This is a genomic window from Azotobacter armeniacus (assembly GCF_054779355.1).
The window spans coordinates 15593-39060 of the sequence record NZ_BAAGYK010000139.1; the positions used below are offsets into that span (position 1 = coordinate 15593).

The 23468-nt window shown below is 59.9% G+C and carries 23 protein-coding genes and 1 CRISPR repeat array; of the genes, 20 read left to right on the plus strand and 3 right to left on the minus strand.

What is annotated here, in order from left to right; genetic code table 11:
- Positions 1 to 347: 347 nt before the first annotated feature.
- The 3 genes from ACYVD0_RS18665 to ACYVD0_RS18675 all read left to right on the plus strand — a co-directional run bounded on the left by ACYVD0_RS18665 (position 348) and on the right by ACYVD0_RS18675 (position 2001).
- Positions 348 to 602: a hypothetical protein gene (locus ACYVD0_RS18665; RefSeq protein WP_460428193.1), complete on the plus strand. Its 255-nt coding sequence runs from the start codon at positions 348 to 350 to the stop codon at positions 600 to 602.
- A gap of 118 nt (positions 603 to 720) precedes the next feature.
- Positions 721 to 960 (plus strand): hypothetical protein, encoded by a 240-nt coding sequence (locus ACYVD0_RS18670; protein WP_460428194.1) that lies wholly within the window; start codon positions 721 to 723, stop codon positions 958 to 960.
- A 195-nt stretch (positions 961 to 1155) separates the two neighbouring features.
- Complete coding sequence (locus tag ACYVD0_RS18675) at positions 1156 to 2001, plus strand: hypothetical protein (RefSeq protein ID WP_460428195.1); 846 nt, start codon at positions 1156 to 1158, stop codon at positions 1999 to 2001.
- Positions 2002 to 2245: 244 nt separating this feature from the next.
- Here the strand turns inward: ACYVD0_RS18675 and ACYVD0_RS18680 are convergent, their stop codons facing one another.
- The gene (locus ACYVD0_RS18680) at positions 2246 to 2500 is read right to left on the minus strand and encodes a hypothetical protein (protein WP_460428196.1); all 255 of its coding nucleotides are present in this window, start codon (positions 2498 to 2500) and stop codon (positions 2246 to 2248) included.
- Positions 2501 to 2535: 35 nt separating this feature from the next.
- Between ACYVD0_RS18680 and ACYVD0_RS18685 the strand changes: the two genes are divergently transcribed.
- The 17 genes from ACYVD0_RS18685 to traN all read left to right on the plus strand — a co-directional run bounded on the left by ACYVD0_RS18685 (position 2536) and on the right by traN (position 18875).
- Complete coding sequence (locus ACYVD0_RS18685) at positions 2536 to 3006, plus strand: hypothetical protein (RefSeq protein WP_460428197.1); 471 nt, start codon at positions 2536 to 2538, stop codon at positions 3004 to 3006.
- A gap of 167 nt (positions 3007 to 3173) precedes the next feature.
- Positions 3174 to 3452 (plus strand): hypothetical protein, encoded by a 279-nt coding sequence (locus tag ACYVD0_RS18690; protein WP_460428198.1) that lies wholly within the window; start codon positions 3174 to 3176, stop codon positions 3450 to 3452.
- A 16-nt stretch (positions 3453 to 3468) separates the two neighbouring features.
- Complete coding sequence (locus tag ACYVD0_RS18695) at positions 3469 to 3771, plus strand: hypothetical protein (RefSeq protein ID WP_460428199.1); 303 nt, start codon at positions 3469 to 3471, stop codon at positions 3769 to 3771.
- Between the two features lie 187 nt (positions 3772 to 3958).
- On the plus strand, positions 3959 to 4153 hold the full coding sequence (locus tag ACYVD0_RS18700) for a hypothetical protein (protein WP_460428200.1): 195 nt from the start codon (positions 3959 to 3961) through the stop codon (positions 4151 to 4153).
- Positions 4154 to 4303: 150 nt separating this feature from the next.
- On the plus strand, positions 4304 to 5194 hold the full coding sequence (locus tag ACYVD0_RS18705; protein ID WP_460428201.1) for a ParB/RepB/Spo0J family partition protein: 891 nt from the start codon (positions 4304 to 4306) through the stop codon (positions 5192 to 5194).
- Between the two features lie 300 nt (positions 5195 to 5494).
- On the plus strand, positions 5495 to 5893 hold the full coding sequence (locus ACYVD0_RS18710; RefSeq protein ID WP_460428202.1) for a DNA binding protein: 399 nt from the start codon (positions 5495 to 5497) through the stop codon (positions 5891 to 5893).
- A 40-nt stretch (positions 5894 to 5933) separates the two neighbouring features.
- Complete coding sequence (locus ACYVD0_RS18715; protein WP_460428203.1) at positions 5934 to 6644, plus strand: hypothetical protein; 711 nt, start codon at positions 5934 to 5936, stop codon at positions 6642 to 6644.
- An 83-nt stretch (positions 6645 to 6727) separates the two neighbouring features.
- The gene (locus ACYVD0_RS18720; RefSeq protein ID WP_460428204.1) at positions 6728 to 8224 is read left to right on the plus strand and encodes a DEAD/DEAH box helicase; all 1497 of its coding nucleotides are present in this window, start codon (positions 6728 to 6730) and stop codon (positions 8222 to 8224) included.
- 138 nt (positions 8225 to 8362) lie between these two features.
- Positions 8363 to 9808 carry a 3'-5' exonuclease gene (locus ACYVD0_RS18725; RefSeq protein WP_460428205.1) on the plus strand — a complete coding sequence of 482 codons (1446 nt, stop codon included), beginning with the start codon at positions 8363 to 8365 and terminating at the stop codon, positions 9806 to 9808.
- Between the two features lie 377 nt (positions 9809 to 10185).
- Positions 10186 to 10542, plus strand: a complete 357-nt coding sequence (locus ACYVD0_RS18730) for a hypothetical protein (RefSeq protein ID WP_460428206.1) — start codon at positions 10186 to 10188, stop codon at positions 10540 to 10542.
- 94 nt (positions 10543 to 10636) lie between these two features.
- Positions 10637 to 11611, plus strand: a complete 975-nt coding sequence (locus tag ACYVD0_RS18735) for an AAA family ATPase (protein ID WP_460428207.1) — start codon at positions 10637 to 10639, stop codon at positions 11609 to 11611.
- Between the two features lie 88 nt (positions 11612 to 11699).
- Positions 11700 to 12875 carry a DUF3150 domain-containing protein gene (locus tag ACYVD0_RS18740; RefSeq protein WP_460428208.1) on the plus strand — a complete coding sequence of 392 codons (1176 nt, stop codon included), beginning with the start codon at positions 11700 to 11702 and terminating at the stop codon, positions 12873 to 12875.
- A 79-nt stretch (positions 12876 to 12954) separates the two neighbouring features.
- Positions 12955 to 14838, plus strand: coding sequence for a VWA domain-containing protein (locus ACYVD0_RS18745; RefSeq protein WP_460428209.1), 1884 nt, complete (start codon positions 12955 to 12957; stop codon positions 14836 to 14838).
- A 71-nt stretch (positions 14839 to 14909) separates the two neighbouring features.
- Positions 14910 to 15326, plus strand: coding sequence for a hypothetical protein (locus ACYVD0_RS18750; protein ID WP_460428210.1), 417 nt, complete (start codon positions 14910 to 14912; stop codon positions 15324 to 15326).
- A gap of 110 nt (positions 15327 to 15436) precedes the next feature.
- Positions 15437 to 15649: a hypothetical protein gene (locus ACYVD0_RS18755; RefSeq protein WP_090732726.1), complete on the plus strand. Its 213-nt coding sequence runs from the start codon at positions 15437 to 15439 to the stop codon at positions 15647 to 15649.
- Between the two features lie 234 nt (positions 15650 to 15883).
- A complete protein-coding gene (locus ACYVD0_RS18760; protein ID WP_460428211.1) occupies positions 15884 to 16081 on the plus strand; it encodes a hypothetical protein in 198 nt (65 codons plus the stop codon).
- A 163-nt stretch (positions 16082 to 16244) separates the two neighbouring features.
- Positions 16245 to 18875 (plus strand): conjugal transfer mating pair stabilization protein TraN, encoded by a 2631-nt coding sequence (gene traN / locus ACYVD0_RS18765; protein WP_460428212.1) that lies wholly within the window; start codon positions 16245 to 16247, stop codon positions 18873 to 18875.
- A 35-nt stretch (positions 18876 to 18910) separates the two neighbouring features.
- Here the strand turns inward: traN and ACYVD0_RS18770 are convergent, their stop codons facing one another.
- Together ACYVD0_RS18770 and cas6f are read right to left on the minus strand one after the other, a co-directional pair.
- Complete coding sequence (locus ACYVD0_RS18770) at positions 18911 to 19738, minus strand: hypothetical protein (RefSeq protein WP_460428213.1); 828 nt, start codon at positions 19736 to 19738, stop codon at positions 18911 to 18913.
- Positions 19739 to 19800: 62 nt separating this feature from the next.
- A CRISPR array of direct repeats spans positions 19801 to 22768; the repeat unit is 28 nt; unit sequence TTTCTGAGCTGCCTACACGGCAGTGAAG.
- Between the two features lie 130 nt (positions 22769 to 22898).
- Positions 22899 to 23465: a type I-F CRISPR-associated endoribonuclease Cas6/Csy4 gene (gene cas6f / locus ACYVD0_RS18775; protein WP_460428214.1), complete on the minus strand. Its 567-nt coding sequence runs from the start codon at positions 23463 to 23465 to the stop codon at positions 22899 to 22901.
- Positions 23466 to 23468 lie beyond the last annotated feature (3 nt).

The following is a 23468-nucleotide window of genomic DNA, read 5'->3' on the forward strand; positions in this document are numbered from 1 at the left end:
CAAAGCCGAGGGGCCGGGGGAGAGGGCAAATGAGTTGCGATGGCCTGTTTTTCCGCTCCCCAGCCTTCTCCCGCACGCGGGAGAGGGAGTGAATGGCTGCACTTGCCCCTTCATGCGATTGCCCTGCCACAGCTGGCTTGACCTCCCAGCGGCAGAGGCTGATGTTGCAGGCTGGGGGAGAGGCTAGCGATTAGGTGGGCGTTCATCGTTCATGGGCTTACTGTGTTTTTATACAGCAAAAATCTAACCCAAGATTTGGAGTCGGAGAAGCCCACCGGAAGACTCGCTTGGGTTTTCTCTAGCTCGTGAGAGAACGGATTCGTCTTTCACACACCACGAGCAACCTGATGCATTCTTCACCCTCCGTTCCATCCACCTCCGCGCGCCGTTTTCGGGTCCGCGACCTATCGTCGCATTACGACGCCCCGACTTTCGATCTCGTCTTTCGCGATACCGAAAATGGCGTTGAGCGTCATTCGGAAGCCGTCTGGAGCAGCCAGGAACAGGCTGCCCTCGAGGCCGAACACCTGGACGCAGCCCAGCTGCGCCCGGTGCATTGGGATGTGTGCAATCAAAATAGTGGCGATCTTGTTAATTTCTAGCCACTTTATGTACGAAATTGCACAAAAAAATATGCAGTCTTGCCCCAACAGTTATAAATACCGCATCATGGATAAGATTGATTGAATGTCGCCTTTCGAGACTCAAGGAGTGAGCATCATGGTCTTCGACCGGACAGTCGTATCAGCGCACGTCAGCGCTGGTTTCATTGCCGATGCCATCATCCGCCCTGCCGACGATCAAGAGGCGTGGGTGCTCGAGTTTGCACGCGTGGATGGCGACAAGGATTGCCTGACCTATGCGCGCCGAACCTGTGTCAAAACATACAAGAACTGCGCTGCGGCCTTGGCTGATGCCGCAGCGGTGGGAATGAAGAAGGTGATGGTGCGGATGGGTTAAGCAGACGCTGAAAAGCAGAAGGCCCGGTTTGCCGACCGGGCCTTCTGCCAGAACCATGGGTAGGTCAACTGTTTCGCGACAAGTCCTACCCCCAATGACAACCAGCCATTTGGTGAGTTGGAGTATGACTTCGCCTGTAGTTTTGCGCAAGGATGAAGCCGCCTCTTCCCTCGCCGCCGATCCGGTGAGGAAACGATGGCCAAGCTAGCGCACAAGAACCTGCACCCGGCATCCCCGACTGCGGCACTACGCGCCACACCCCGCCCCGATCCTGGCCACAAGAGCCACGAGCGACGGCTTTCCGAGGCCCAGCTGAAGCTGCCGTTCTTCAAGAAAGCGCTCGCACGCCTGAAATCGATTCCCCAGACGCGCTTCAAACTGCTGCCCCGGCTGATTCGCGCCAACGACAACGAGCGCATTACTCGCATCGAGGTCTACCACAACCTGGCCGCCGCAGCCGAACCCATACTGGTCCGCCTGGATCTGGCCACCGGCGTGCTCGGCTGGCTGGACGAGACGGGGAGTTTCCGCCTCAACAACCAGAAAGGCCTGGCCTACGACGCCGGTCTCCGGCCCGCCACCCTGAACCGGCTGTTCAAGCTGCTGGAAAAAGCCGGCTACCTCACCCGACGGCTCGAACGCATTGCGGTTCACGAGCATGGCATCCAGTTCGTGCGCACCCGGGTGTTGATCAGGTTCGCCGACCTGTTCTGGCGACACCTCCAGATGTCGTTCGTCCATACCATGGCCCGGAAGGCGGCGCGCAAGAGACGCCTGCGCAAGCTGCATGCCCTCGAACTCGCCAAGGCTCAAACCGCCCGCACGCCGGCCAGGAGGAGCAACCCGCGAGGGCAGGGCAGAGCGGCGGCGGCTGCGCTCAACGGCAGACTCCGGGTCCGAACCGCCCCCCTCGACGACAGCAGGATGCCCGAACAGCTGCGACGACACGAGATCCTGGTCCAGCTCAAGATCGAGAATCCCTCGCTCTCGGGCGCCGAATTGCACGCCAGGGCCGACGCCATCCTTGCCGGCGCCGGATAGCGCTCGCCGGCAAAACCGAAAAGGCTCTACCTCCCCCACCTTTATCGTCGTGCCTGGCGAGGCGTTGTCGTGCCTGGCGGAAACCCGGCGACCGAACAGCCCGCCTATCCAGCCCTCCCCAAGGCCAAAGAGCCGCCAGCAAGGCTCTCAACCGGCCCCCGAACAGCTTCATTCCAGCCCATCGAGCAGGTCGCTCGGCGCACAAAGCGGCGACACGAAAAACGGCGCCTCGATAAGTCGAATTTTAAATAGCCTCCAGTACCAACCTTTCAGGTTGAAAGGCCTTTGCCTTGGATCGAACAGCATTCCCAAACAGCCACTGCGCTCGTTCGCCACCGTCGCGTAACGATTCGGCCCCTTCTCCCAACCAGGAGAAGCTGATCGGGGATCGACGATCGACCCTCAGCACCGAGCCGCCAAAAAACGAAGCGTTCAAGACACCGAATTCAAGCCAGAAAATGGCCTGAAATGACCGCACACGGCCGAAATCGACGTGCACACTCAAGGCTCGTAATCGAGATCAAGGAGCCCCCCGTGACCCCACTGAGCCTGAGCTTCAGTGTTCTATCCAACCCAGCGGTAATCGGACTGGATATTGGCGCAACACTTGCGGACATCAGAAATACGTTCAAATCGCTGGACTCAATGATTGGGCATTCCTACACAGGCGGACCGCTATTCAGGATCGCTGCCTATGAACTAAGTGAGTTAGGCATTCTCGGTGCGGAACTGGCGTTCAACCGCAACGATTGTCTGGACGCTCTCTACTTCCAGTTCGAAAAGGTCCAGTACCCGTACCTGTTGGAATACTTGCGAAATGCATTCATATTGGTCAGTCAGCGCGATAGTCTCCAGGGCCACTTCATAGCCATTTTCAGCAATGGCCCTATCGAGATCACCCTCGATCCTCAAAGACCCGGCAGCTCATGTTTTCTGAGTTACACCAGCCAGGCTTTCAAACATGCCCGTAACGATTCATTGCCGTGCGTTTCATGGATCACTTAAAACACATAGGCTATATATAAGCCTAGTCTTCGGATTAACCGGGTGGTAATCTGTATGCACCTGAACTAATACGTCTGTTCAGACACTCTATCGAAATTAGTAAAGGTTTTGGAAGAGGATCATTGCATCGTATGCAATCCTCGCATGGAGCATTTGAGGATAGAACTATGGAAATGATAAATACTGCCGGCACTGTCAAACCCAGCAATGGCTATGACTTGCGTATTACCGCGGTTTCCCGCCAGACGATCATCGTGAAGTCCGATCTGGAGAACCTGGATGTATTGGCCCAATACGTAATTGCCACCGCGCTATGGAACAAGTGCACGGAGTGTGCGCGGCAAGCCTTGCTGTCGGACCGGCTGCCTCTCATCAGCGAGGCAGCCCAGCTGAGCCAGGCAAAGGAAACAGCACAGAGCACGATCGCAAATGTGCGTTTGAACTGACGGGGAGGTTTTGAAAATGGCTGCCTCTGATGCAAAAGTGCTGAAGGTGCGCTTCAAGCACCAGAGGCGCCATTTTGAAGCGACCGTAACCTTCGCTGGAACCATCGCAACGGTGGTCCTCTCGACTCTGCCTCACTACCAATTCACCGTCGACCTGGACGCTCCCGAGGACGTCACCCTCACGCTGCCCTCGGATCGTGAAGGCGCGAAGCCCGTGATCTGTGGCAACTTCGACAATGTACCCTTCCTCGCCGAGGCCCTGAACGCAGCCCGGACTGCGCTGTGGCTCGCGCCGAAAGACCCCCCGCACGACGTCTAGCCTAGCCAGCAGGATTTTCCTTATCGCTCCAATGTCATGTTAAGCTGAATTGATCATTGGAGCTTGCCAGGGCAAGCATAAGGCTATTGAAACGGTAGCAATACCAAACCGCACAATGCCGACGCTCACATAAAAACCGCTGAAAATGGTGCATCCTCCTCAGACACCGCTGAGAAAGGGAATTTACATGAAGAACTCTAATCCGTATGTCATACGTCGCTTCCCCTACTGGGTCGCTCCCCCCGAGCCCCATGAAACCTTCCGGGATATCGAATGGGGAGTCATGGAGGTCCTTTCCGACGACACTCTCCGCTTCGTTCGCGAACAGCCCGATCGAGCCGAACTCGAGAAATTGATCAAGCACCTGGAAAGCCAGTGCTAAGCGAAAGGCCACCCCCACGGTGGCCTTTCTGCTTTTTGCCGCCTGCCGAAGTTAATTTCCGACCACTTTTCCGCCGGAAATGCCCACCCACCGCGAAAGTTCTTGTTTAACGTCCTGTTGAAGCATCGACCTCATTTCAGGACATTCGACATGGACCTTCAAGCACTCGAGTTCCACCCGTTCTCCAATCTCTTTCCGCTCCTGCAGGGTGAGGACTTCACCAACCTCGCCAAAGACATAGAGCTCCACGGCCAGCGCGAACCGATCATCCTTTTCGAAGGGCGGATTCTCGATGGCCGCAATCGCTATCGCGCCTGCCTGGAGCTGGGGCGAGAGCCTGATACGCGCCCATTCGAAGGCGCCAACGCCCTCGAATTCGTGCTCAGCCTGAATCTGCACCGCCGGCAGCTGACCATCGCCCAACGGGCGGTGATCGCTGCCGAGCTGTCCGCACTGCGCGAACGAGAGGCGAAGGTCTCGGCCCCGGGAGAGGCCTCGCACGACAGCGCCATGGGGATCGAGCAGGCCGCCAGGCTGCTGGGGATCAGCCCGCGCTCGGTTTCGTCCGCCAGCCGCGTGGTGCGCGAAGGTGCCCCGGAGCTGGTCGAGGCGGTGAGAACAGGCAAGGTGAGCGTTTCCGGTGCCGAGCACGTCTCCAAGCTGGACCGAACGCGCCAGCAGGAGATCTGTGCGCAAGGGACACGAGCCCTGTCCAAGGCCGCCCGCGAGATCCGCCTGAAGGACAAGCCCTCAGCGCCAGCCAAAACGCCCTCTGCACCCGCCGCAACTCCGATGTTGCAGGACGTGCTTCTGGTCGAGCAAACCGGCCTGCAACCGGCGGCGCCGCACGCAGCGGCCAAGAAACCGACCGCGCTGAAACTGTTCGAGCTGGCCGATGAAGCGATGCAGGAGGGGCGCGAGCCGGAAACGGTAGCCGAGGCGCTGCTGGCCGAGCTGGAGGAGGGCATCGACCACCAGCGCCTGCTCTTCACGATCGAGGTGGCCATCCATCTTCGCGACCGAGTGACAGCCCGGGATTGATAGGCCGATGTGGATTTGGGTTTTGTCGAATCTGCATTGAAATGGACTTCACCGGCTCACTCTTGGCCAGGCTTTGTTCCCTGCCAGAGCGAGCGGCTTAATAAAGTATCAACCTCGAGGAGAACACCATGTACGCGCGCTTGAAAACAATAGCCTGGTATTTGGGCTGGCCCAGTGCGGGTTATGTTGTGGGCCACTTGCTGTTGCAGTTCAGTGGAATAATCAATTAAGTTTTACGCTTCCCAACAGCGGGCTGTATTATAGAACTCGCCAGTCATGATTAATCATCGAGGGATTCAGATGTCCAAGATTTTAGAGTTTCGCGCCACGGAAGAAGCGATCGTCGAACTGCAAGCCAAGCTCAATGCCTTGAAAGGGAATCAAGGTTTGCAAGAGGAATTGGAGTTCGAGCAGAGGCTTCGTCATTTGATGCAGGAATACGGAAAGACCCTGCGCGACATCAACATGATCCTTGATCCCCAGACGTATCAGCAGGCCGTCTCGTCCCCCACAACGCCGCAACGATCGCGCCGGCAGCGCGAGGCGAAACGCTACCGCAACCCCTACACCGATGAAGTCGTGGTCACCAAGGGCGGCAACCAGCGCACGCTCAAGGCCTGGAAAGAACAGTTCGGGGCTGAAACGGTGGAAAGCTGGCTCGAAGTCACGCAGGAAGAGCCGCTGGCCAATGCCGGCTGATGCCGGCCTGTAGCTCGTCATGCCGCCGCATTCCAGCGCCTTGTCCGCCCGACCCACCCTCGCCGAGATCAACACGGCTCTGGCCGAGCTCGGGCTCCCGCGAATCCCCCAGGAAAAGATCGCCGCGGTTCTCCAGGTCGAGGACCGCGCGCGAATCGTCGCCGCCATAGCCCAGGCGCCGCAGGATGCGGAGGCCCGGCGCTTTCTGGCCGAGGTGCTGAGCGCCGCGGGTATTGGCTCGGAGGCGGCCATCGACACAGCGTCCAGGCCGGCACCGGAACAGCCGGACCCTCGTCTGGGCAATGCCTCCGTGCACGTCTATGGCGGCCGGTTCGCCCTGTGCTTCGAGGCCGACACCACCCGCCAGGGCTTCCCGACGGTGGCGCTCGATGCAACCAACGCCGACGGCCCCATGCAGTACGACTGGTCACAGAAGATCCGCCTGCAACTGACGCGGGCCGAAATGCCGGTCGTGACCGCCGTGTTGCTGGGCGTATTGCCGGGATGCGAGTTCAAGAATCACGGCCAGGACAAGGACAAGGGTTTCTCGATGGAGCGGCAGAAAGAGGGGCGGGTATACGTCAAGGTGTTCGCCAGGGAACAAGGCGTGAAAGGCGTCCCGATCATTCCCGCCGATCTGTTCTTCGTGTCGGCCTTGTTCATCCGGCAGCTTCAGAAGGCCTGCCCCTGGATGAATGCCACCTCGCTGGTCGAGTTGATCAAGCTGACCCAGACCATGCCGGAAAGTTGAACCCGGTTAATTAGCCCGGATCTTCGCTTGGGATTCTTGGCGGCGGTGTTATCCCTGTTTGCACTACTTGCAGGGAGACACCGATGGAACTTCGTCCTTACCAGAACAACCAGCTCGACCTGCTTCGGCAAGGCATTGCCGCCAAGCAGTATGTGCAAATGCTCATGAGTCCCACGGGCTCCGGCAAGACCGAAGTCGCCAAGGCCATCATCGCCGGCTCGCAGGCGAAAGGGCGCCGGGCATGGTTCGTCGTCGACAGCGTGAGCCTGCTCGACCAGGCCCTGAGCCGCTTTCACCAGAGCGGCCTGTATGCCGGCGCCATTCAAGCGGACCACCCGTGCACCGACTACGGCAAGCCCATCCAGATCTGCACGGTGCAGAGCCTACGGCCCAGGCTGCAACACCTGCTCGCCGCGCAGCCGCCGGACCTGGTGCTGATCGACGAGGCGCACATCCTCCACAAGCCCCACCTCGAGCTGATCGACTGGTGCCGCGCCAACAAGGTGCCAGTGATCGGCCTGAGCGCCACGCCGTTTCGCCGCGGCCTGGGCAAGATCTTCGACCGGCTGGTCAGCTGCATCACCACCGAGGAGCTGACCGAGCAGGGCTATCTGGTGCCGACCCAGTGCTGGGCTCCGTTCGTGCCCTCGCTCAAGGGCGTGGGCACCAAGGCCAACGGCGACTGGATCGAGGACGAGCTGGCCGAGGTGATGGGCGACGCCCAACTGGTCGGCGATGTCGTCTCCCACTGGAAGGCGCTGGGCGAGAACCGCAAGACCCTGGTCTTCGCCTGCAACGTGATGCACTCCAAACGTCTTGCAGAAGCCTTCTTCGCCGCCGGCGTGATGGCCGCGCACATCGACGGCTACATGCCGCAGCACGAAGTCGACGAGATCCTGCGGCTCTACAAGGCCGGCAAGATCAAGGTGCTGGTCTCGGTGGCCATGCTGATCAAGGGCTTCGACGACCCGGAGATTGCCTGCCTGGTGCTGGCCCGCCCCACCAAGTCGCTGATGCTCCACTACCAGATGCTCGGTCGCGGGCTGCGCCCCTCTCCGGAAACCGACAAGGCCAACTGCGTCATCATCGACCACGCCGGCAACCTGCTGCTCAACGGACGGCCGACCGACACCTTGCCGGATCGGCTCGACACCGGAGAGGGGGAGCCTGCCGATCGGCGCCAGCAGGCCAAGCAGGACCACGAGCACAAGACCAAGGCCTGTCCGCACTGCGGCTTCGTGTTCAGCGGCCTGCAGTGCCCGAAATGCGCCCACGAGATCCTGCTGCCCGATGGCGTGGCCGTGGCGCCGGGCAAGCTCGCCAAGCTGGAGGATCGCCGTCAGGTGCTCGGGCCGACCTGCAAGCAGGACATCTACCGGGAGCTGCTGGGCTATGCCCGCGCCAAGGGCAAGAAGGAGGGCTGGGCCTACTTCGCCTATCAGGCCTTCCTCAAGGAGCCGCCGGATCGCGCCTGGCGCAGCAGCTCCCTGCAGTCCAAGCCCCTGACGCCGGAGATGCGCGGCTGGATCAAGGGCTACAACATCCGCCGGGCCAAGAGCCACGCCAAGTACGGCACGTGAGGCGGCCCGTGCGCCCCAGCGGGCCATTGCCCCTGCCTGATCCTTCACTTTCAAGCCACAAAAGCGCCGGAATAGGCCGCCCGGCGCCCGCCAGGCCTGCCACCATCGTCGACCTCACCTGGCAAAAGGACACCCTTTATGAAGTCGACAGCAGAACAGCTCCCCGTCATCCACTACGAGGGCAATCACCTGGTGGTGAAGGCCTACGCCGGCTGCGGCAAGACCACCACCCTGGTGGCCTATGCCGAGCAGCACCGCCACCTGCGCATGCTGTACCTGGCCTACAACCGCGCCATCCGCGACGAGGGCGCGGCCAAGTTCCCGCGCAACGTGGCCTGCAAGACCTCCCACCAGCTGGCCTGGCCCGGCTTCGGTCGGCGCTACCAGCACAAGCTGGGCAACGTCCGCCTGACCGATGCCGCGGGCCTGCTCGAGACCCGCCACTGGGGCAGCGTGCGCGATGCCCTGGCGGTGCTCAGCGCCTATCTCGCGAGCGCCGACCGGGAGATCGGCCTGGCCCATGCGCTCGCCGGGCTCGACGGGGAGAGCTTCGCCACCGGCGGGGACGCCCATATCGAGCGAACCATCGGCTCGGCCCAGCGGCTGTGGGAGGCGATGATCGATCCCCAGCACAGCTTTCCCTGCCAGCACGATGCCTACCTCAAGCTGTTCCAGTTGAGCCGGCCGACGCTGCCCTACGACGTGATCCTGTTCGACGAGGCCCAGGACTCGAACCCGGTCACCGCCGCCCTGGTCGCCGAGCAATCGGCTCGGAAGATTTTCGTCGGCGACAAGTGGCAGCAGATCTACCGCTGGCGCGGCGCGGAGAACGCCCTCGACCGGCAGATCGAGGCCGGAGCCGATGCGCTCTACCTGACCAATTCGTTTCGCTTCGGGCCGATGATCGCCGGCGTGGCCAATGCCATCCTCGCGCTGCAGGGCGAGACACGCCCCCTGGTGGGGTTCGGCCCGCGCGATCGGGTGTCGACGCGCCTGCCGCCGGGGGGCGAGCGCTACACCGTGCTCAACCGGACGGTGGTGGGGGTGATCATGACCGCCATCGGCGCGGTCGGCCACGGCAAGGTCGTGCACTGGAACGGCGGGATCGACGCCTACCAGCTCTCGGACCTGGAGGACGTCCATTATCTCAGGGCGGAGCAGACCGACCGGATTCGCAACCAGCGACTGCTGGCGCAGTTCAAGACCTTCGCCGATTTCACCGAGGCCGCGGAGCAGAGCAAGGACCCGGAAATGCTGCGCACGGTCCGCCTCCTCAAGGACCACCACGATATCCCGCGCTTGATCGCCGTGCTGCGCCGTCACTCCACGGATGACCCCGACGAGGCGGATATCACCGTCAGCACGGTGCACCGGGCCAAGGGCCTGGAGTGGGACATCGTGGTGCTGGAGGAGGATTTTCCGGACCTCTTCGACGACGAGAAAATCTCCCCGGAGCAGCGGGTCGACGAGTTGAACCTGCTCTACGTGGCCAGCACCCGGGCCAGGCAGCACCTGGTCGTCAACGGGATCGTTCAGGCCATCGTCCGGCTGGCGCACTCCAGGGCGAAGGCAGCCAATGGCTAGCCTGTGGAAAGGGGGCTCGCAAATTTGCGTGCAGGCTCACGCTTGCAGGCCCCCGTCCGATTGGGCATCCTTGGGCGACCGACAGGTGCGCTAGCTGTGCGCTCTACAGCCTAAGAATCCTCGAACAACGCCCAGGCGTTGTTTCCAAATAACGCTGACGCCAGGGCGTTATTTCAAAAAAGAGTGCATCCATCCGATGCCGCTCTTTCTCCAAAGAATCATTCATCTGCGCGTGTGCGCTGATGTTTGTCCGTGCTCGACACGGGTCGCTAGCTGACGACACTTTCAGCCTAAAAACTGGTAATTCAAAAAACTTAAACCCTGCGGGGAATTCCCCGTCTGGGGATTTCTTCGCTTCAAGTCATTGGAGTCGAGAAATGAAAACCGAACCTGTCATTAACTTGACGAAATTTAAAATCACTCCGGAACTCGCCAGTTTCGGTGTGCACGACTTAAGCAACTGGAGGGAGTTTCAGGAGATCCGAGGTCTTCTGTACTACCCCGACCCGCCGACCAAAGAGCAAATCGATCAGCGCGTCGAGCGCTTGACGGCTATTGCCCTGCGCGAGGCCAAGAGAACGGGCGCGACTCAGGTATTGGTGAGTTGCCCGCCCTGGATGCTGTCGCCGCTGTGCAAGGAGTTGATGTACTTCGATATACAGCCGGTGGTGACCTTCACGAAAAGCAACAACGATAAAGGCGTGACCGTTCTTTCATTGGTCAACGCCGCTTAATTAAATAGTCCACTTTAAAACTGCCCTTGGGGGAGATATTCCCCTGTGGGGATTCTCCTTTTTCGGGCTTCGCATTTGAGAAAGGAGAACCAAGATGCAATTCACTACCAAAGTCAGCATGAGCGAGTTCGGTTTTGCTTCGAGCGCGCAAGCGCCCGCCTTCGAAGCCGGACATGCCTACATGCAATACGTGGCTCCCATCGCGAAGGGTTACTTCTTTCGGGAGGAGCTGCTGAAGCCGCTGATGAACTGGCTCTATACCCCCTGCGGAGATAGCGCTCTGCTCGTCGGGCCTACGGGTTCCGGCAAGTCCTCGCTCGTCGAGCAGCTGACGGCCCGCCTGTACTGGCCCTGCCTCACTGTCTCGGCGCACAGCCGGATGGAGATGCCGGAGTTGACCGGCTACAACCTGCCGGTCACCGACCCGGTGAGTGGCGACCTGAACACGAAGTTCGTGGACGGGCCGCTGACGCGAGCCATGCGCCATGGCTTCGTGTTCGTACTAGACGAGTACGACACGCTGGATCCCGCGGTGACCGTGGGTTTGCACGCGATACTGGAGGGACGCCCTCTGGTCATCGCCGAGAATGGTGGCGAAGTTGTGCCACCGCACCCGAACTTCCGCTTTGTCGCCTGCGGCAACACGGCAGGCCAGGGTGACGATAACGGTCACTATACGGCGACCCTGCAGCAGAACCTGGCTTCCCTGGATCGCTTCCGCGTCTGGGAAGTGCCGTATCTGGCGGCTGAGCACGAAGTGCAGACCCTCGTGTCCGCGCTTCCGCAATTGCCGTCGGAGCTGGCCGAGAAAATGGTGCAGGTCGCGAACTCGGTTCGCAGTCAGCACCAGGGGTTGGGCGGTCACTACCTCAGCGTCACGCTGTCCACCCGGACCGTGCTGCGCTGGGCGCGGATCGCCTGCGGCTACACCCAACTGGGCGCCAGCAAGAATCCCATCCAGGATGCGCTGAACGAGTCGCTGCTCAATCGCTGCGACAAGGTGCAGAAACTGGCCATCACCAAGATCGCGCAGAGCGTCTTCGGCGGTGACTGGAATACCACCTTCTAAGCATTTTTCTACCCAAACCCTGAGGGGGAATCATTCCCCTGTGGGGGTGATTCCTCCTGATTTCGCTATCGAGAAAGGAGAATCACCCATGACCATCCAAACGAACGAGATCAAGATCCTCGATCAGATTCTGTTGGTAGACCTGTCCGCCATCCATTTGTGGACAGCTCGGAAAAAACTGAAGGCCGAAATGCTGGAGGGCAAGATTCCTCCGGCCGATCTGGCTTCGCTGGGTTCGATGCGCGTCATCGATCCGGAAAAGCTCAAGCCGTTCGAGAAGATCAAGCGGCAGGCGATCAAGGCAGTCGAGGAGTGCGGGGTCAAGTTCCTGGGCGGCTATGCCGTTTCACAGGACAAGATCCAGGAGGTCGTCGACCACCTGGAGGCCCTGAAGACGCAATTCTACGACCTGAAGAGCAGCTTCCTTCCCAACTATGACCGCTGGGTCAGCGACTGGGTGAATCAAGGTTGGGAGAAAGTCGAATGGCGTGAAGCCATCCGATCGTCGGCGACGCCCAAGGCGGAAGTCGATGCCGGCCTGCAGTTCGGCTACGCGGCCTGCCGTGTGGCGCCGGATGGCGACAAACACCTGTCCAGCACGCTGGGCGGGCAAGTCCGCGGCCTGGCCGATCAGCTCTTCGCCGAGACCGCCGACACGGCGGAACGCCTGCTGGAAACCGGCCTGGCCACTCGTGGCCATGTCACGCAAAACACGCTCAACACCGTGCGCAAGATGAACACCAAGCTGAAAGGCTTGATGTTCCTCTCTTCGGAGGTGAAAGGCCTGTCCGATCACATCGAGGCGACCCTCGCGGCGCTGCCCACCTCGGGCGTGGTCAACGGCGTTCAGTACGGCGCCGTCGTGACGCTGATCTCGTCGCTCTCGACCGAGGAGTCGATCAAGCGCCTGATCAAGCACCTGAACATCGCCAATGGCTCCGACGAGGTTGTCGCGCCGGCGGTGGAGGTTCAGTTGCCGACCGAGCCGGCGGCTCCCCAGGAGCCTGTCGTTGAAGCTGTAGAGGCCGTCGAACAAGCGGTAGAAGCCCCAGCCAGCCCGGATGCTCCGGTATCCGAGCCGGTAATGGCCGAAATCGTCCCTCATGCCTCTGTCGCGGTGGATGAAACCGTCCGCACGCCTGCCGAGGTGACCGAAAGCCCCGTTGCAGTCTCGCCAGAGCCTGCGCCGGAGCCGGAAGTCGCCAAGCCGGCTGAAGAAACCGAACCCGAACCGCTGCCCCAGGCTGCCGGCTTCTGGTTCTAAAGCCCATCAACCCCCTGCGGGAGTCCCCTCCCGCGTGGGGGGATTCCCTTTTTCCGCTGTGTGAGAAAGGAGAATCGCGATGCAAAAGAAAACCCTGATGGGCTCCCTGCCGGTCTACGCCCAACACCTGAGCGAGCAGACCGGCGTGAAGGTGATCGTCGAAGGCTCCCAGGCCTACACGGATGGGACCAAGGTGGTCGTTCCCTTCACGGAGACCGATCCCGAGCTGTCCTTTGGGTATGTCGCTCACGAGTGCTCGCATGTCCGCAATACCGACATGCAGTACTTCGGCGAGGCGCAGGCGGTGCCGTTCCGGCTCTCCGTGCTGAGCATCCTCGAGGATATCCGCATCGAGCGGATGAGCATGGATCAGTACCCGGGCACCGAAGGCGACCTGAACCATCTGGCGAAGGCTGTTCTCGGCGACCGGCTCGATCCGGCTGAGGTGGCCCAAAAACCGGCACTGCATGTCGTCCACGACACGCTGTTGCTGGCGGGCCGTAGGCAAGTGCTCGGCCAGGAACTGGAGCAGCCGGCCACGGTGATGCTCCAGGCGCAAGAAAAGCTGCTGGGCGCTCAACTGAGTGCCCGGATGATGCAAAAGGTCGGGGAGGTCCTGCAGTGCGACAGCACCCGGGAAGTCCTCGCGCTGGCCGATGCCATCATCGCGCTGCTGCCCTCGCAGGAGGACCCGCAGGATAAGGGTGGCGCCGACCAGCAGGAGCAGCCCCCTCAAGAGAACTCGCAAGAGAACTCGGGAGGTGGGCAAGGCGACCAGCAGGATCAGCAGCAGCCGGAAAACCAGCCGCAGGAGGGCGATGACGCTTCGGCGTCGGAACCCGGCTCTGCTGCTGGCGAAGGTGAAAGCCAGGGCGAAGAAGCGGGGCAACCCGATTCCGAGCAGAAAAACTCCGCTGGGGATCAGGCCGGTGACGGCCAGGACGATCGACAGGACGGCGGCTCCAGTCGCAGCCAGGGTGGTGACACCCCGGCCGAGGCTGAAGGCGACGATGCTGCCGGTGATTCGGGCTGCCAGTCAGGCGATCACCCCAGCCAGGAGGCGAACGACCTGCGCGAGCAGGCCATGCAAGCCACCGCGGGCGACCTGCAAGGGTTGATCTCCGAGGTGGGGGACAAGGCGGCCGAGCTGCTGAGCCAGAAAGCCAGGCGCGATCCCTGCGCCAGACGGCTGCTGTCCCTGGCTGGGCGCTCCTGCTTGCGCAGCGATGCGGCCAGTGGGCGCCGGGTCCAGCTCGGTCTCGAGCAGTCCTCCGGGCTGCGGCAGTGCCTCAACGGGCTGCTGCAGGCGCAGGTCGACTGCCGGGTCAGCCTCAAGCGCCAGGGCAAGCGCCTGGATACCTCACGGATCGCCTTGCTCAAGGCGGGCGAGACGCGGGTATTCAGGAGCAAGGCCCGGGCCGAGCGCCAGTCCGCCGCCATCCAATTTCTCCTCGACAAGTCGGGGAGCATGAGTAGGGCGATGGACGAGGCCGAGGCCGCGCTGTATGCGGTGCTGCATGCCGTGGAAAACCTGCCGTCGGTATCGACCGGGGCGATCGCCTTCCCTGAGCAAGGGACGGATGGCGTCACGCGGTGCGCCCTGATCAAGGGACACCGGGAACGGTTGTTACAGGCGGTGCGGCTGGGCGGCTTCGGTGCCCTGCCGCAGGGGTTTACCCCTCTGGCCGAAGCGCTGTGGCCGGCGGCAGTCGAACTGCTCAGGGCCAAGGGCGAGCGCAAGATCCTGTTCGTCGTCACCGACGGTGCGCCGGACAGTCCCCTGCTGGCCAGGGAGATGGTCGAGCGCTGCGAAAACAGCGGCATCGAAGTGATCGCGTTGGGCTTTGGAAAGGCGACAGCCGACCTCCTGAGCCAGACGTTCACCCGGTACCGCCCAGTGGGTGAGGTATCCAGACTCAGGCAGGCGCTCTTCGAGCTCGTGCGTGAGGTTCTGGTCGCCTGATCCACCACCAATCAACCCGATAGGGGGCCATCCCCTTACCGGGCGGCCTCCGTCGGTTTGAGGAGGCTGAAATGAAAACAGCGATGGCAGTACCGCCTCTCGATCTGTTCGGCGAGGAGGTGATCCTTCGGCGCCGCTGGTTCGAGCGGCGCCCCGTGCGCAAGCCGGCCCCTGCACGACAGGAGCCGGTCCAGCTGGGATTCCTCGACATCCTCGAGATGTCGGACGAGGCGCTGGAGCAACTGCGGGTACACGACGACATCTCGGATGAGTACGTCGAGTGGCTGCGGGAGTACCTGCTGAAACTGACGCTGAGGCAACTCGCTCACCCCCAGGTGAGCGAGTTGCACCGGCATGAAGCGCTTGAATGGGTGATGTCGGACGACGTGCACCCCTTCAGCTTCAAGGTGTGCTGCGCGGCCTTGCAGGCCGATCACGAAGACGTTCGCGAGGGCGTCCTGGCGATCATGCGCAAACACGCGAGTTGAACCAGCCCCGGCGGGAAGCTTTCCTGCCGGGCTGTTTCTTCGGCCATAACCCCTGACGGGATAATCCCGTTGGGGATTTCTCCTGTCGGGTGGTTCACACAGGAGAAAATATGTTCAAGAACATTCTGATCCGGTGGTTTCAGAGCTGCCTGATCGGTGTCGGCTGTAGCCTTCTGGCGACAGCCTTCGTCGGTCTGATTGGTCTGGCAGCCACGCCTTGGGAGGTCAGCCTGACGCTGGTTACCGGCATGCTAATGTTGGTAGCAGATTTGATATTCTCGGGCGTTCAGGCGCTGCCCAAAGGCCCCCAAAAAGGAGAGTGACATGACTCTTGCATACGCAGTCACCGGCGTTGTCCTGACACTCTGCATCGTTGCAGCCATTGGCTACAGGGTTGCAGTCTGGCTGGATAAAAAGTACGGGACCGAAAACAAATAAATCGGTTCAGGCGCAGCCCGGCTGCGCCTGACGCCTGATCGAGGTCACCCCTTGGGGTGATCCACCCGAGTCCTTCCGACTGGGAGGATTCCGGGGATCACCCCAAGGAGAAAAGACCCATGAATGCAGTACATGCCATCTTCTGCCGCGAACTCAACGAGCTGATGATCGATTCGGGGAGGATTTTTAAAGTCCCTCCGCAGGTCGCTCGGACGGTCAGCGCCGACTCGCCCGACACACGTTTCGTGAAATCCTGGGCGGTGATATTCGGCCTGATCCCGGCCCACGCGCAGGTTTCCGTCCTGCAGTCGGCGTGAGCAGCAGATAGAGCCCGAGGCCCCGGTCTGGATTTCCAGCCGGGGCCTTTCGTTTTTCGCGTTTCAAGAGGCCAAATCAAGCCAGAAAATCGCCGGAAAAGCCCACACAACCCCCTATCCGGCTTTCTAGCATCGCGGTATCCCCATCACGAGATATCGTCCTATGCAAACCTTCCGTTCCCCCCGCCTGGCCCGCTGGCTCTGTGTGAGCCTGATCGGCCTGCACCTGAACCTGCTGTCCCACAGCGCCTGGGCCGATGCTGTTTCGGACAGCGCGGCGCAGGCCCAGCAGCTCGGCAGGCAGGTCCTCCAGGCCTTCCCGGACAGCCAGCCGCACAAAACCCTTCAGGACATCTTCCCGGACAGCGGCAAGGCCTCGACGGCCACGCTGGAGGAGGTTTTCGGGGATGACACCGCAACCATCCAACTGGGGCTCGAGGCCAATGCTCGTCTGAAGGATGAGCAGTCCGAGGAGGGCGAGGCCTACCGGACCATGATTCAAAGCGCCAACCGCGTGTCACCGGACCTGTCCAACGACCCGATGCTGAATGTGGCCGATCAGGTGCGTACCACCAGTTACATGCAGGCATTCGCGGACTATTTCACCGACTGCACGCGCCAGGATGTTTTCGAGAACATTGTTCGGGAAACCCATATCAGCAACTTCAAGACCTGCGAGCGGCTGGTCGATCAGGGCGGAACCGTCGAGTTCGTCCACGATTACAGTGCCGGGGTTGTCGAATATGAATCGGGTCAGCCGAACTATCAGTCGTGCGGCACAGGCTGCCTGTATGTATGGGTGGGGACAGTCGGCGACAACTACTGGAACGGCAACTGCAGCATCTTTGAGGAGTACACGCGGTTTCGGGTGGTCGCGAAAGAAGCGATCCAGTCTGCCGTGTTTGAATATGCCGCGTTCGACGATTACTTCCAGATCTATTTCAACGACCAGTTGCTCTGGACGCATACGCCGGGTGTCTTTCCACCGGAAACGGCAGGCAAATGCGAGCGCAATACCAGCTGGAAAGTGAACCCCAACACCGATGTCACCAATGTGATTAAAAATGGCGGGGAATATATAACCTTCAAAACCCGCACTTCGGTCACCCGCAAAGGCGAGGGCTATGCGCGCATCAAGATCACCTACGATCCGACCAAGGCCTTTATCGACAATGGCTGGGGGCCGCAGGACCGCCTGCCGATCTTCGGCATGATCAACGACGGCTTCTGCTCCAACACGTCGATGGCCTGCACCTCGATGCCGGAGAAGGATGCCAATGGCTGCATCACCGAGAACGGCGTTCTGCTCTGCCCCGGAAACATGCCGGCCTCGCCGCATCCGGACATCGATCCCTTCTGCAAGCGGGCCACGGTGAGTGCCGAGTGTTCTTTTTATAAAGGGCAGATGGCCTGCTACACCGATGCCCAGGGGGTGGAGCGGTGCCCGCAGAACGAAGGGGGCAACCTCAACACGTGCAAAGCCTACGAGCAGAACTCCTCCTGCGGCTTCATCTCGCAGAAGTGCATCGAGGGCGCCCAGGGGCCATCGGGGCAGTGCTACGCCTTTGAAGAGATCTGGGACTGCGGGTATGACGTTTCCGTGCCCAGCCTCGTCAACACCGGCGTGAAGATCGATTGCCCCGGCGGCATCCGCTGCATGGGCGGCGAGTGCTTCGATACCAGCAACACGAAAAGCACCGACTTCGCCTATGCCGTGGCCATGCTCCAGGCGGCCCAGTTCGCCGAGCACGATCTCGAATGCGGCGGGGAAGGGACGGATGTATCGGAATCCAATACCTGCAAAGTTTTCAAAGGCGAGGGCATGGAATGCAAGAAAGCCCTGGGCGGGTATGTGGACTGCTGTGAAGCGCCCGACGGGGTCAGTATCTACGACTATGTGAAACTTACGATGGCCAGTTTGAAGATGGCTTCTGCTGTGGAGGCGCTTTCGGGGGGTAGAGCTATAACAGATGGATATTGGTATGCGGTTCAGAATGCACTTTTCGATGGGGCAGCGGAACTCATCTCAGGGGAGTGGAGTGATGTACTAAATACAGCAACAGGGGCTTTCAACGATACTATTGCAGGTAAATACACTGTAGGGGCAATCCAAGGGTTTCTGATGGAGCAGACGTATAACACCATGGTGGAAATGGGCGCCACGCAGGCGGCCAGTGCAATATTCCAGCCTGCAACTACGGGCACCGGCATGCAACTTACTTCTCAAGCGGCAGCATTCGTCAACTTCGTCGGCATGGTTTATACGGCCTATGTCGTTACCGACATGATGATCAAGGTTATTTGGGAGTGCGAGCAAAAAGAGTTCGAGCTTGGCGCGAAGAAGGAAACCCGTCAGTGCTCCTATGTCGGGAGCTATTGTGCTTCCAAGGTACTGGGGACCTGTGTCGAGAAGCGCGAGGCCTATTGCTGTTTCAGTTCGGTCGTGGGCCGCATCATTCAGGAGCAAGGGCGGCCCCAATTGGGCTTGGACTTCGGCGATCCCGAAAACCCTGTTTGCGAGGCGCTGACTGTTGAGCAACTGGGCCGGATCGACTGGAGTCGAATCGATCTATCCGAGTGGATAGGCATGCTTTATACGACGGGGCATCTCGATACGCCCGACACCGCTACGTTGGAAAATCTCACGGGCTCAGGTAGTTCGCTCGGAAACGTTTTTGATAACTCGACACGAGCAAATACTTTGAACCGCAACATCGAGCGGCTGGATGGCGTCGATGTCGATCAGATAAAGTCACAAGCGGAGCAGGAGATCAAAGGGAACATCTTCCAGTAACATGAAGCCCCGCGTTAAGCGGGGCTTTTTTGTTCTTACTTTCCAATGAAAGTGTATTCTTTGCCTGCCACCAAAACCGAGGGTGGAAACGGGGTGATTCCTCTACCGACTTCCGGTTGACCAGAATTGTAAATCACAAACCAGCTTGGCAGCTGCGAACTAAGAAGCTTTACAGCCTTTTCCCGCTCAATGTGATTCCCTGATACGTCCACTGTTAGTTGCCTGTGAAAGCGACTCAGGAAAATAGGTCCGTAATATTTCCCTTTTGGAGCAAAACTGGGGCCATCCACAGGCCCTCCAGAAGGAGGTGTGGGATGTTTTAGAAATGCTTCCTTAAGGCCTGCGTATTGATCAGGAGAGTTATCCGGTAGCGCGCTAGGCTTGATATTGAGAGTTTTGGGGTCAGCAAAGGCTCGTGCTCTCGCCTTGTTCCAGACATTCATAGCGACTTGAATCGCTTCGGCCATATTGCCGGCTTTTCCAACAGGTACCCAAGCCGTGGCTTGATCATGTTGGTAGGGGCCCATCACCTGGCCGGTTGGGATCAGAAACAGCGCTGCCCCAACTCCACCAAAGGCAATGTCACCCATCGAGCCCTGATTACCCCTGACCGGCTCGCTCACTCCAGCAATCAACCCATACTTCCGGGCGGTTTCGACCGGGACATCCTTCATGCCCTTGATGCCCAAATCATCGCGCAAGATCCTCATGGCATCTGACCACCATTCGCGCGGAGTCTGCTCCGGGTCCTGGAGCGTGATCTGAGGGGCCGGCGGCTCCTTGCCCGTGCTCGCACACCCAACCAGAAGGGCGGCAGCAAGGGCGGAGCAAAGCAGGCGGCTGATATGTTGCAGTTCGATCATGTGAAATTCCCTTTAAAAATCGTGGGAAAGGGTACCGGCTTGTCGCGTTGCTCCCAAGTGCATTTCCGAGCTGCCTACACGGCAGTGAAGGCGTGAAGATCGATGCTTTGAAGTGGGTTGCGTTTCTGAGCTGCCTACACGGCAGTGAAGTACTCGTTGCTCGGAAACTCGCCAGGCCAGTATTTCTGAGCTGCCTACACGGCAGTGAAGATGATCCGCATGGGGACGTGGTAATGCCTTCATTTCTGAGCTGCCTACACGGCAGTGAAGCTTGAGTTTGTTCATGCCCCGGCCTCCTCATCTTTCTGAGCTGCCTACACGGCAGTGAAGAACGGGCCTTCGACGATCTTGGCTTCTTGCATTTTCTGAGCTGCCTACACGGCAGTGAAGCCAATGGCGGCGACGTATTCATGAACATGATTTTTCTGAGCTGCCTACACGGCAGTGAAGACGGACCCAGGCCGCCAGCTGCGACAGGTCCTTTTCTGAGCTGCCTACACGGCAGTGAAGTATAGGGGTTGAGCGGATCGCGCATTCGACTCTTTCTGAGCTGCCTACACGGCAGTGAAGGTCGACGGTGCAAGGCATCCAGTACGTTCCGTTTTCTGAGCTGCCTACACGGCAGTGAAGGGCTCTCGATAACCTGCGGGATCGAGGGTTTCTTTCTGAGCTGCCTACACGGCAGTGAAGAACTTCAAGAACTTCGACGGCGTTCCCTTTGTTTTCTGAGCTGCCTACACGGCAGTGAAGTCCGTACTCCGTTATTGAAACAATCTTTTCTTTTTCTGAGCTGCCTACACGGCAGTGAAGGTGGCTGACTTTCAACGGAAAGCCCTTGGCTTTTTCTGAGCTGCCTACACGGCAGTGAAGAGTTCCTGCGCCGTGCGTCCGTCGGTCATGCTTTTCTGAGCTGCCTACACGGCAGTGAAGCAGCACCGAACGGCCGGTGGCCATCACGTCCCTTTCTGAGCTGCCTACACGGCAGTGAAGGTATTTCCAGGCGGATGATCCGGGCGTGCAGTTTTCTGAGCTGCCTACACGGCAGTGAAGGTCGGCGAGAAGCTGGGCATCAGCGCGAATATTTTCTGAGCTGCCTACACGGCAGTGAAGCTGCCTTCCATCCGTGCCGAGTACCGGGCGATTTTCTGAGCTGCCTACACGGCAGTGAAGGCGGAAATGCGGACGGGTGGCATGGGCTGTATTTTCTGAGCTGCCTACACGGCAGTGAAGAGCCCGACAATGGCCCGCTCCAGCCGGCTGATTTTCTGAGCTGCCTACACGGCAGTGAAGCGAGCAGCTGCAGGCCATCTGCAATACCGCCATTTCTGAGCTGCCTACACGGCAGTGAAGCTATGCCGGGGTGCGTGTGTTTGGTGGTTTCTTTTCTGAGCTGCCTACACGGCAGTGAAGTTTCGCGCAGTGGCTTTCGGATCTGCTGCTGTTTTCTGAGCTGCCTACACGGCAGTGAAGCAGAGCGGCTGGTTCTTCATGCGCCATGAAATTTTCTGAGCTGCCTACACGGCAGTGAAGGAGGCCGTCGCCACCGTCAAGCTGTTCGATCTTTTCTGAGCTGCCTACACGGCAGTGAAGGTGAAGCCCAGCGGGTCCACCAAGATCCGCGATTTCTGAGCTGCCTACACGGCAGTGAAGAAATGGTTGTTGAAGCGCTGGACGCCTGCTGTTTTCTGAGCTGCCTACACGGCAGTGAAGGTGGGGAAGCATCCAGCGCACTTCCCCGCCTTTTTCTGAGCTGCCTACACGGCAGTGAAGATTTCGGCTAGCCAGTTCTCTTCGGTGTCCACTTTCTGAGCTGCCTACACGGCAGTGAAGACCAACGCCTACCGCGAGCACAAGTTCGTCGTTTTCTGAGCTGCCTACACGGCAGTGAAGCGAACCCCAGACCTTCATCGCTGGGCGCGACCTTTCTGAGCTGCCTACACGGCAGTGAAGCTCTCAGATGCTACGGGCGCTCATCACGGTGTTTTCTGAGCTGCCTACACGGCAGTGAAGTTTTTGGGGACTTGGTCATTTGGATTTCTCCGTTTCTGAGCTGCCTACACGGCAGTGAAGTCTATGGTGTCATCGTCGAAGCTCCACCACTCTTTCTGAGCTGCCTACACGGCAGTGAAGGACCTGGTCCTGGCTGACTACCAGTTCGTCCTTTTCTGAGCTGCCTACACGGCAGTGAAGCAAGTGCGCCGACTTGAGCGGAGCGGACATGTTTTCTGAGCTGCCTACACGGCAGTGAAGGCCATCGCTGCTGTGGCCGAATGGCCGGAACTTTTCTGAGCTGCCTACACGGCAGTGAAGGATGCGGGGCGGTGCCGCTCATCGACCTGTTCTTTCTGAGCTGCCTACACGGCAGTGAAGGTAGCGCACTGGGTTTGACGTAGAGAGTCGTTTTTCTGAGCTGCCTACACGGCAGTGAAGGGCCAGCGCCTCGTCGATCTGGGATTGCGCTCTTTCTGAGCTGCCTACACGGCAGTGAAGAACAACCCCAAACTGCGCTGCTATGCCAAAAATTTCTGAGCTGCCTACACGGCAGTGAAGTGGCCGGAGCTGCAAGCGCTGGACGTCAGCCTTTTCTGAGCTGCCTACACGGCAGTGAAGGCGCTGCTCGTCGGCCTCCAGAGAGCCGCGAATTTCTGAGCTGCCTACACGGCAGTGAAGCTGGGACAACAAGATCGGCGCGGACCTGTCATTTTCTGAGCTGCCTACACGGCAGTGAAGGTCCTCTCTTGCGCCCACGTATGCATCGCGAATTTCTGAGCTGCCTACACGGCAGTGAAGGGGATCAGGTCTACCTGTCCCTCGCCGAGGGTTTTCTGAGCTGCCTACACGGCAGTGAAGCCTGCGGGCGGGGTCGGCGCAGCTTCGAGCATTTTCTGAGCTGCCTACACGGCAGTGAAGGATTCGCTCTTGGGAATGCTCTCAGATGCTACTTTCTGAGCTGCCTACACGGCAGTGAAGAGATACATGGGTATCTGCTTCTACCTCAATGATTTCTGAGCTGCCTACACGGCAGTGAAGTAGAGATTCAAACAGCCAACCTCTTGGCTGGCAAGGAAAAGTACAGCCTGCAGCACGTTGACCCATAAAAGTGGGCGAAGATACAAGTCATTGTTTTTAAAGAGCTTATAGTTCGCCCCTTAGAAAATGGTCAGAACCATGGAACGGTCGCGCCGTTGCTCAGGCCGTAGGCCGTGAAGGCTCCGGCGAGCGGTTGCTCCAGCAGGTCGCCGTGTTCGATGAACAGCCGGAAGTTCTGGCTGGTGCTCTGGCTATGGAGGGTGACGAAGGGCAGCTTCAGCAGACGGCCTTCCGTCGTGTCGAGTATCCGCTCGCGGGCCTGTTCCTCGGTTAGGCCATGCCTTTTGGCTAGGCGCCGACGCAGGCGCTCGGGGTTGCTCTTGCTCTGGACGCGACGGACCACCCGGTACTGCGCTCCCGCAGGTACGGACTGCAGATCGGTGATGCTGGCGTGGTCGCGCATGCCGCTCAGCCAGTCGAGCATCATCAGGGGCTCTAGTGCCTGTGCCGTGCCGTGCAGGCGCAGGCGGTCGCCCAGGGTGCGCGGCTCGGTTTGCATCCGCGGGAAGCTCACGCCGATGTCCTGTGTCCGCCGCTGCGTCAGGACCCGGTGCAGCTTGGCGAACAGGGCGCTCATCAGCTGGTTCTGGGCGAACTCCGGGTCCGGCAGCAGGCGGATGTCGATATAGCTGTCCATATG

Excerpts from the sequence above, each read along its gene's own strand:
- cas6f (WP_460428214.1), bottom strand. The coding sequence starts at position 23,465 with ATGGACAGCTATATCGACATCCGCCTGCTGCCGGACCCGGAGTTCGCC.
- ACYVD0_RS18735 (WP_460428207.1), top strand. The coding sequence starts at position 10,637 with ATGCAATTCACTACCAAAGTCAGCATGAGCGAGTTCGGTTTTGCTTCG.
- ACYVD0_RS18770 (WP_460428213.1), bottom strand. The coding sequence starts at position 19,738 with ATGATCGAACTGCAACATATCAGCCGCCTGCTTTGCTCCGCCCTTGCT.
- ACYVD0_RS18710 (WP_460428202.1), top strand. The coding sequence starts at position 5,495 with ATGTCCAAGATTTTAGAGTTTCGCGCCACGGAAGAAGCGATCGTCGAA.
- ACYVD0_RS18745 (WP_460428209.1), top strand. The coding sequence starts at position 12,955 with ATGCAAAAGAAAACCCTGATGGGCTCCCTGCCGGTCTACGCCCAACAC.
- ACYVD0_RS18675 (WP_460428195.1), top strand. The coding sequence starts at position 1,156 with ATGGCCAAGCTAGCGCACAAGAACCTGCACCCGGCATCCCCGACTGCG.
- ACYVD0_RS18695 (WP_460428199.1), top strand. The coding sequence starts at position 3,469 with ATGGCTGCCTCTGATGCAAAAGTGCTGAAGGTGCGCTTCAAGCACCAG.
- ACYVD0_RS18755 (WP_090732726.1), top strand. The coding sequence starts at position 15,437 with ATGTTCAAGAACATTCTGATCCGGTGGTTTCAGAGCTGCCTGATCGGT.
- ACYVD0_RS18740 (WP_460428208.1), top strand. The coding sequence starts at position 11,700 with ATGACCATCCAAACGAACGAGATCAAGATCCTCGATCAGATTCTGTTG.
- ACYVD0_RS18725 (WP_460428205.1), top strand. The coding sequence starts at position 8,363 with ATGAAGTCGACAGCAGAACAGCTCCCCGTCATCCACTACGAGGGCAAT.
- ACYVD0_RS18690 (WP_460428198.1), top strand. The coding sequence starts at position 3,174 with ATGGAAATGATAAATACTGCCGGCACTGTCAAACCCAGCAATGGCTAT.
- ACYVD0_RS18665 (WP_460428193.1), top strand. The coding sequence starts at position 348 with ATGCATTCTTCACCCTCCGTTCCATCCACCTCCGCGCGCCGTTTTCGG.
- ACYVD0_RS18700 (WP_460428200.1), top strand. The coding sequence starts at position 3,959 with ATGAAGAACTCTAATCCGTATGTCATACGTCGCTTCCCCTACTGGGTC.
- ACYVD0_RS18705 (WP_460428201.1), top strand. The coding sequence starts at position 4,304 with ATGGACCTTCAAGCACTCGAGTTCCACCCGTTCTCCAATCTCTTTCCG.
- ACYVD0_RS18750 (WP_460428210.1), top strand. The coding sequence starts at position 14,910 with ATGAAAACAGCGATGGCAGTACCGCCTCTCGATCTGTTCGGCGAGGAG.
- traN (WP_460428212.1), top strand. The coding sequence starts at position 16,245 with ATGCAAACCTTCCGTTCCCCCCGCCTGGCCCGCTGGCTCTGTGTGAGC.
- ACYVD0_RS18760 (WP_460428211.1), top strand. The coding sequence starts at position 15,884 with ATGAATGCAGTACATGCCATCTTCTGCCGCGAACTCAACGAGCTGATG.
- ACYVD0_RS18720 (WP_460428204.1), top strand. The coding sequence starts at position 6,728 with ATGGAACTTCGTCCTTACCAGAACAACCAGCTCGACCTGCTTCGGCAA.
- ACYVD0_RS18670 (WP_460428194.1), top strand. The coding sequence starts at position 721 with ATGGTCTTCGACCGGACAGTCGTATCAGCGCACGTCAGCGCTGGTTTC.
- ACYVD0_RS18730 (WP_460428206.1), top strand. The coding sequence starts at position 10,186 with ATGAAAACCGAACCTGTCATTAACTTGACGAAATTTAAAATCACTCCG.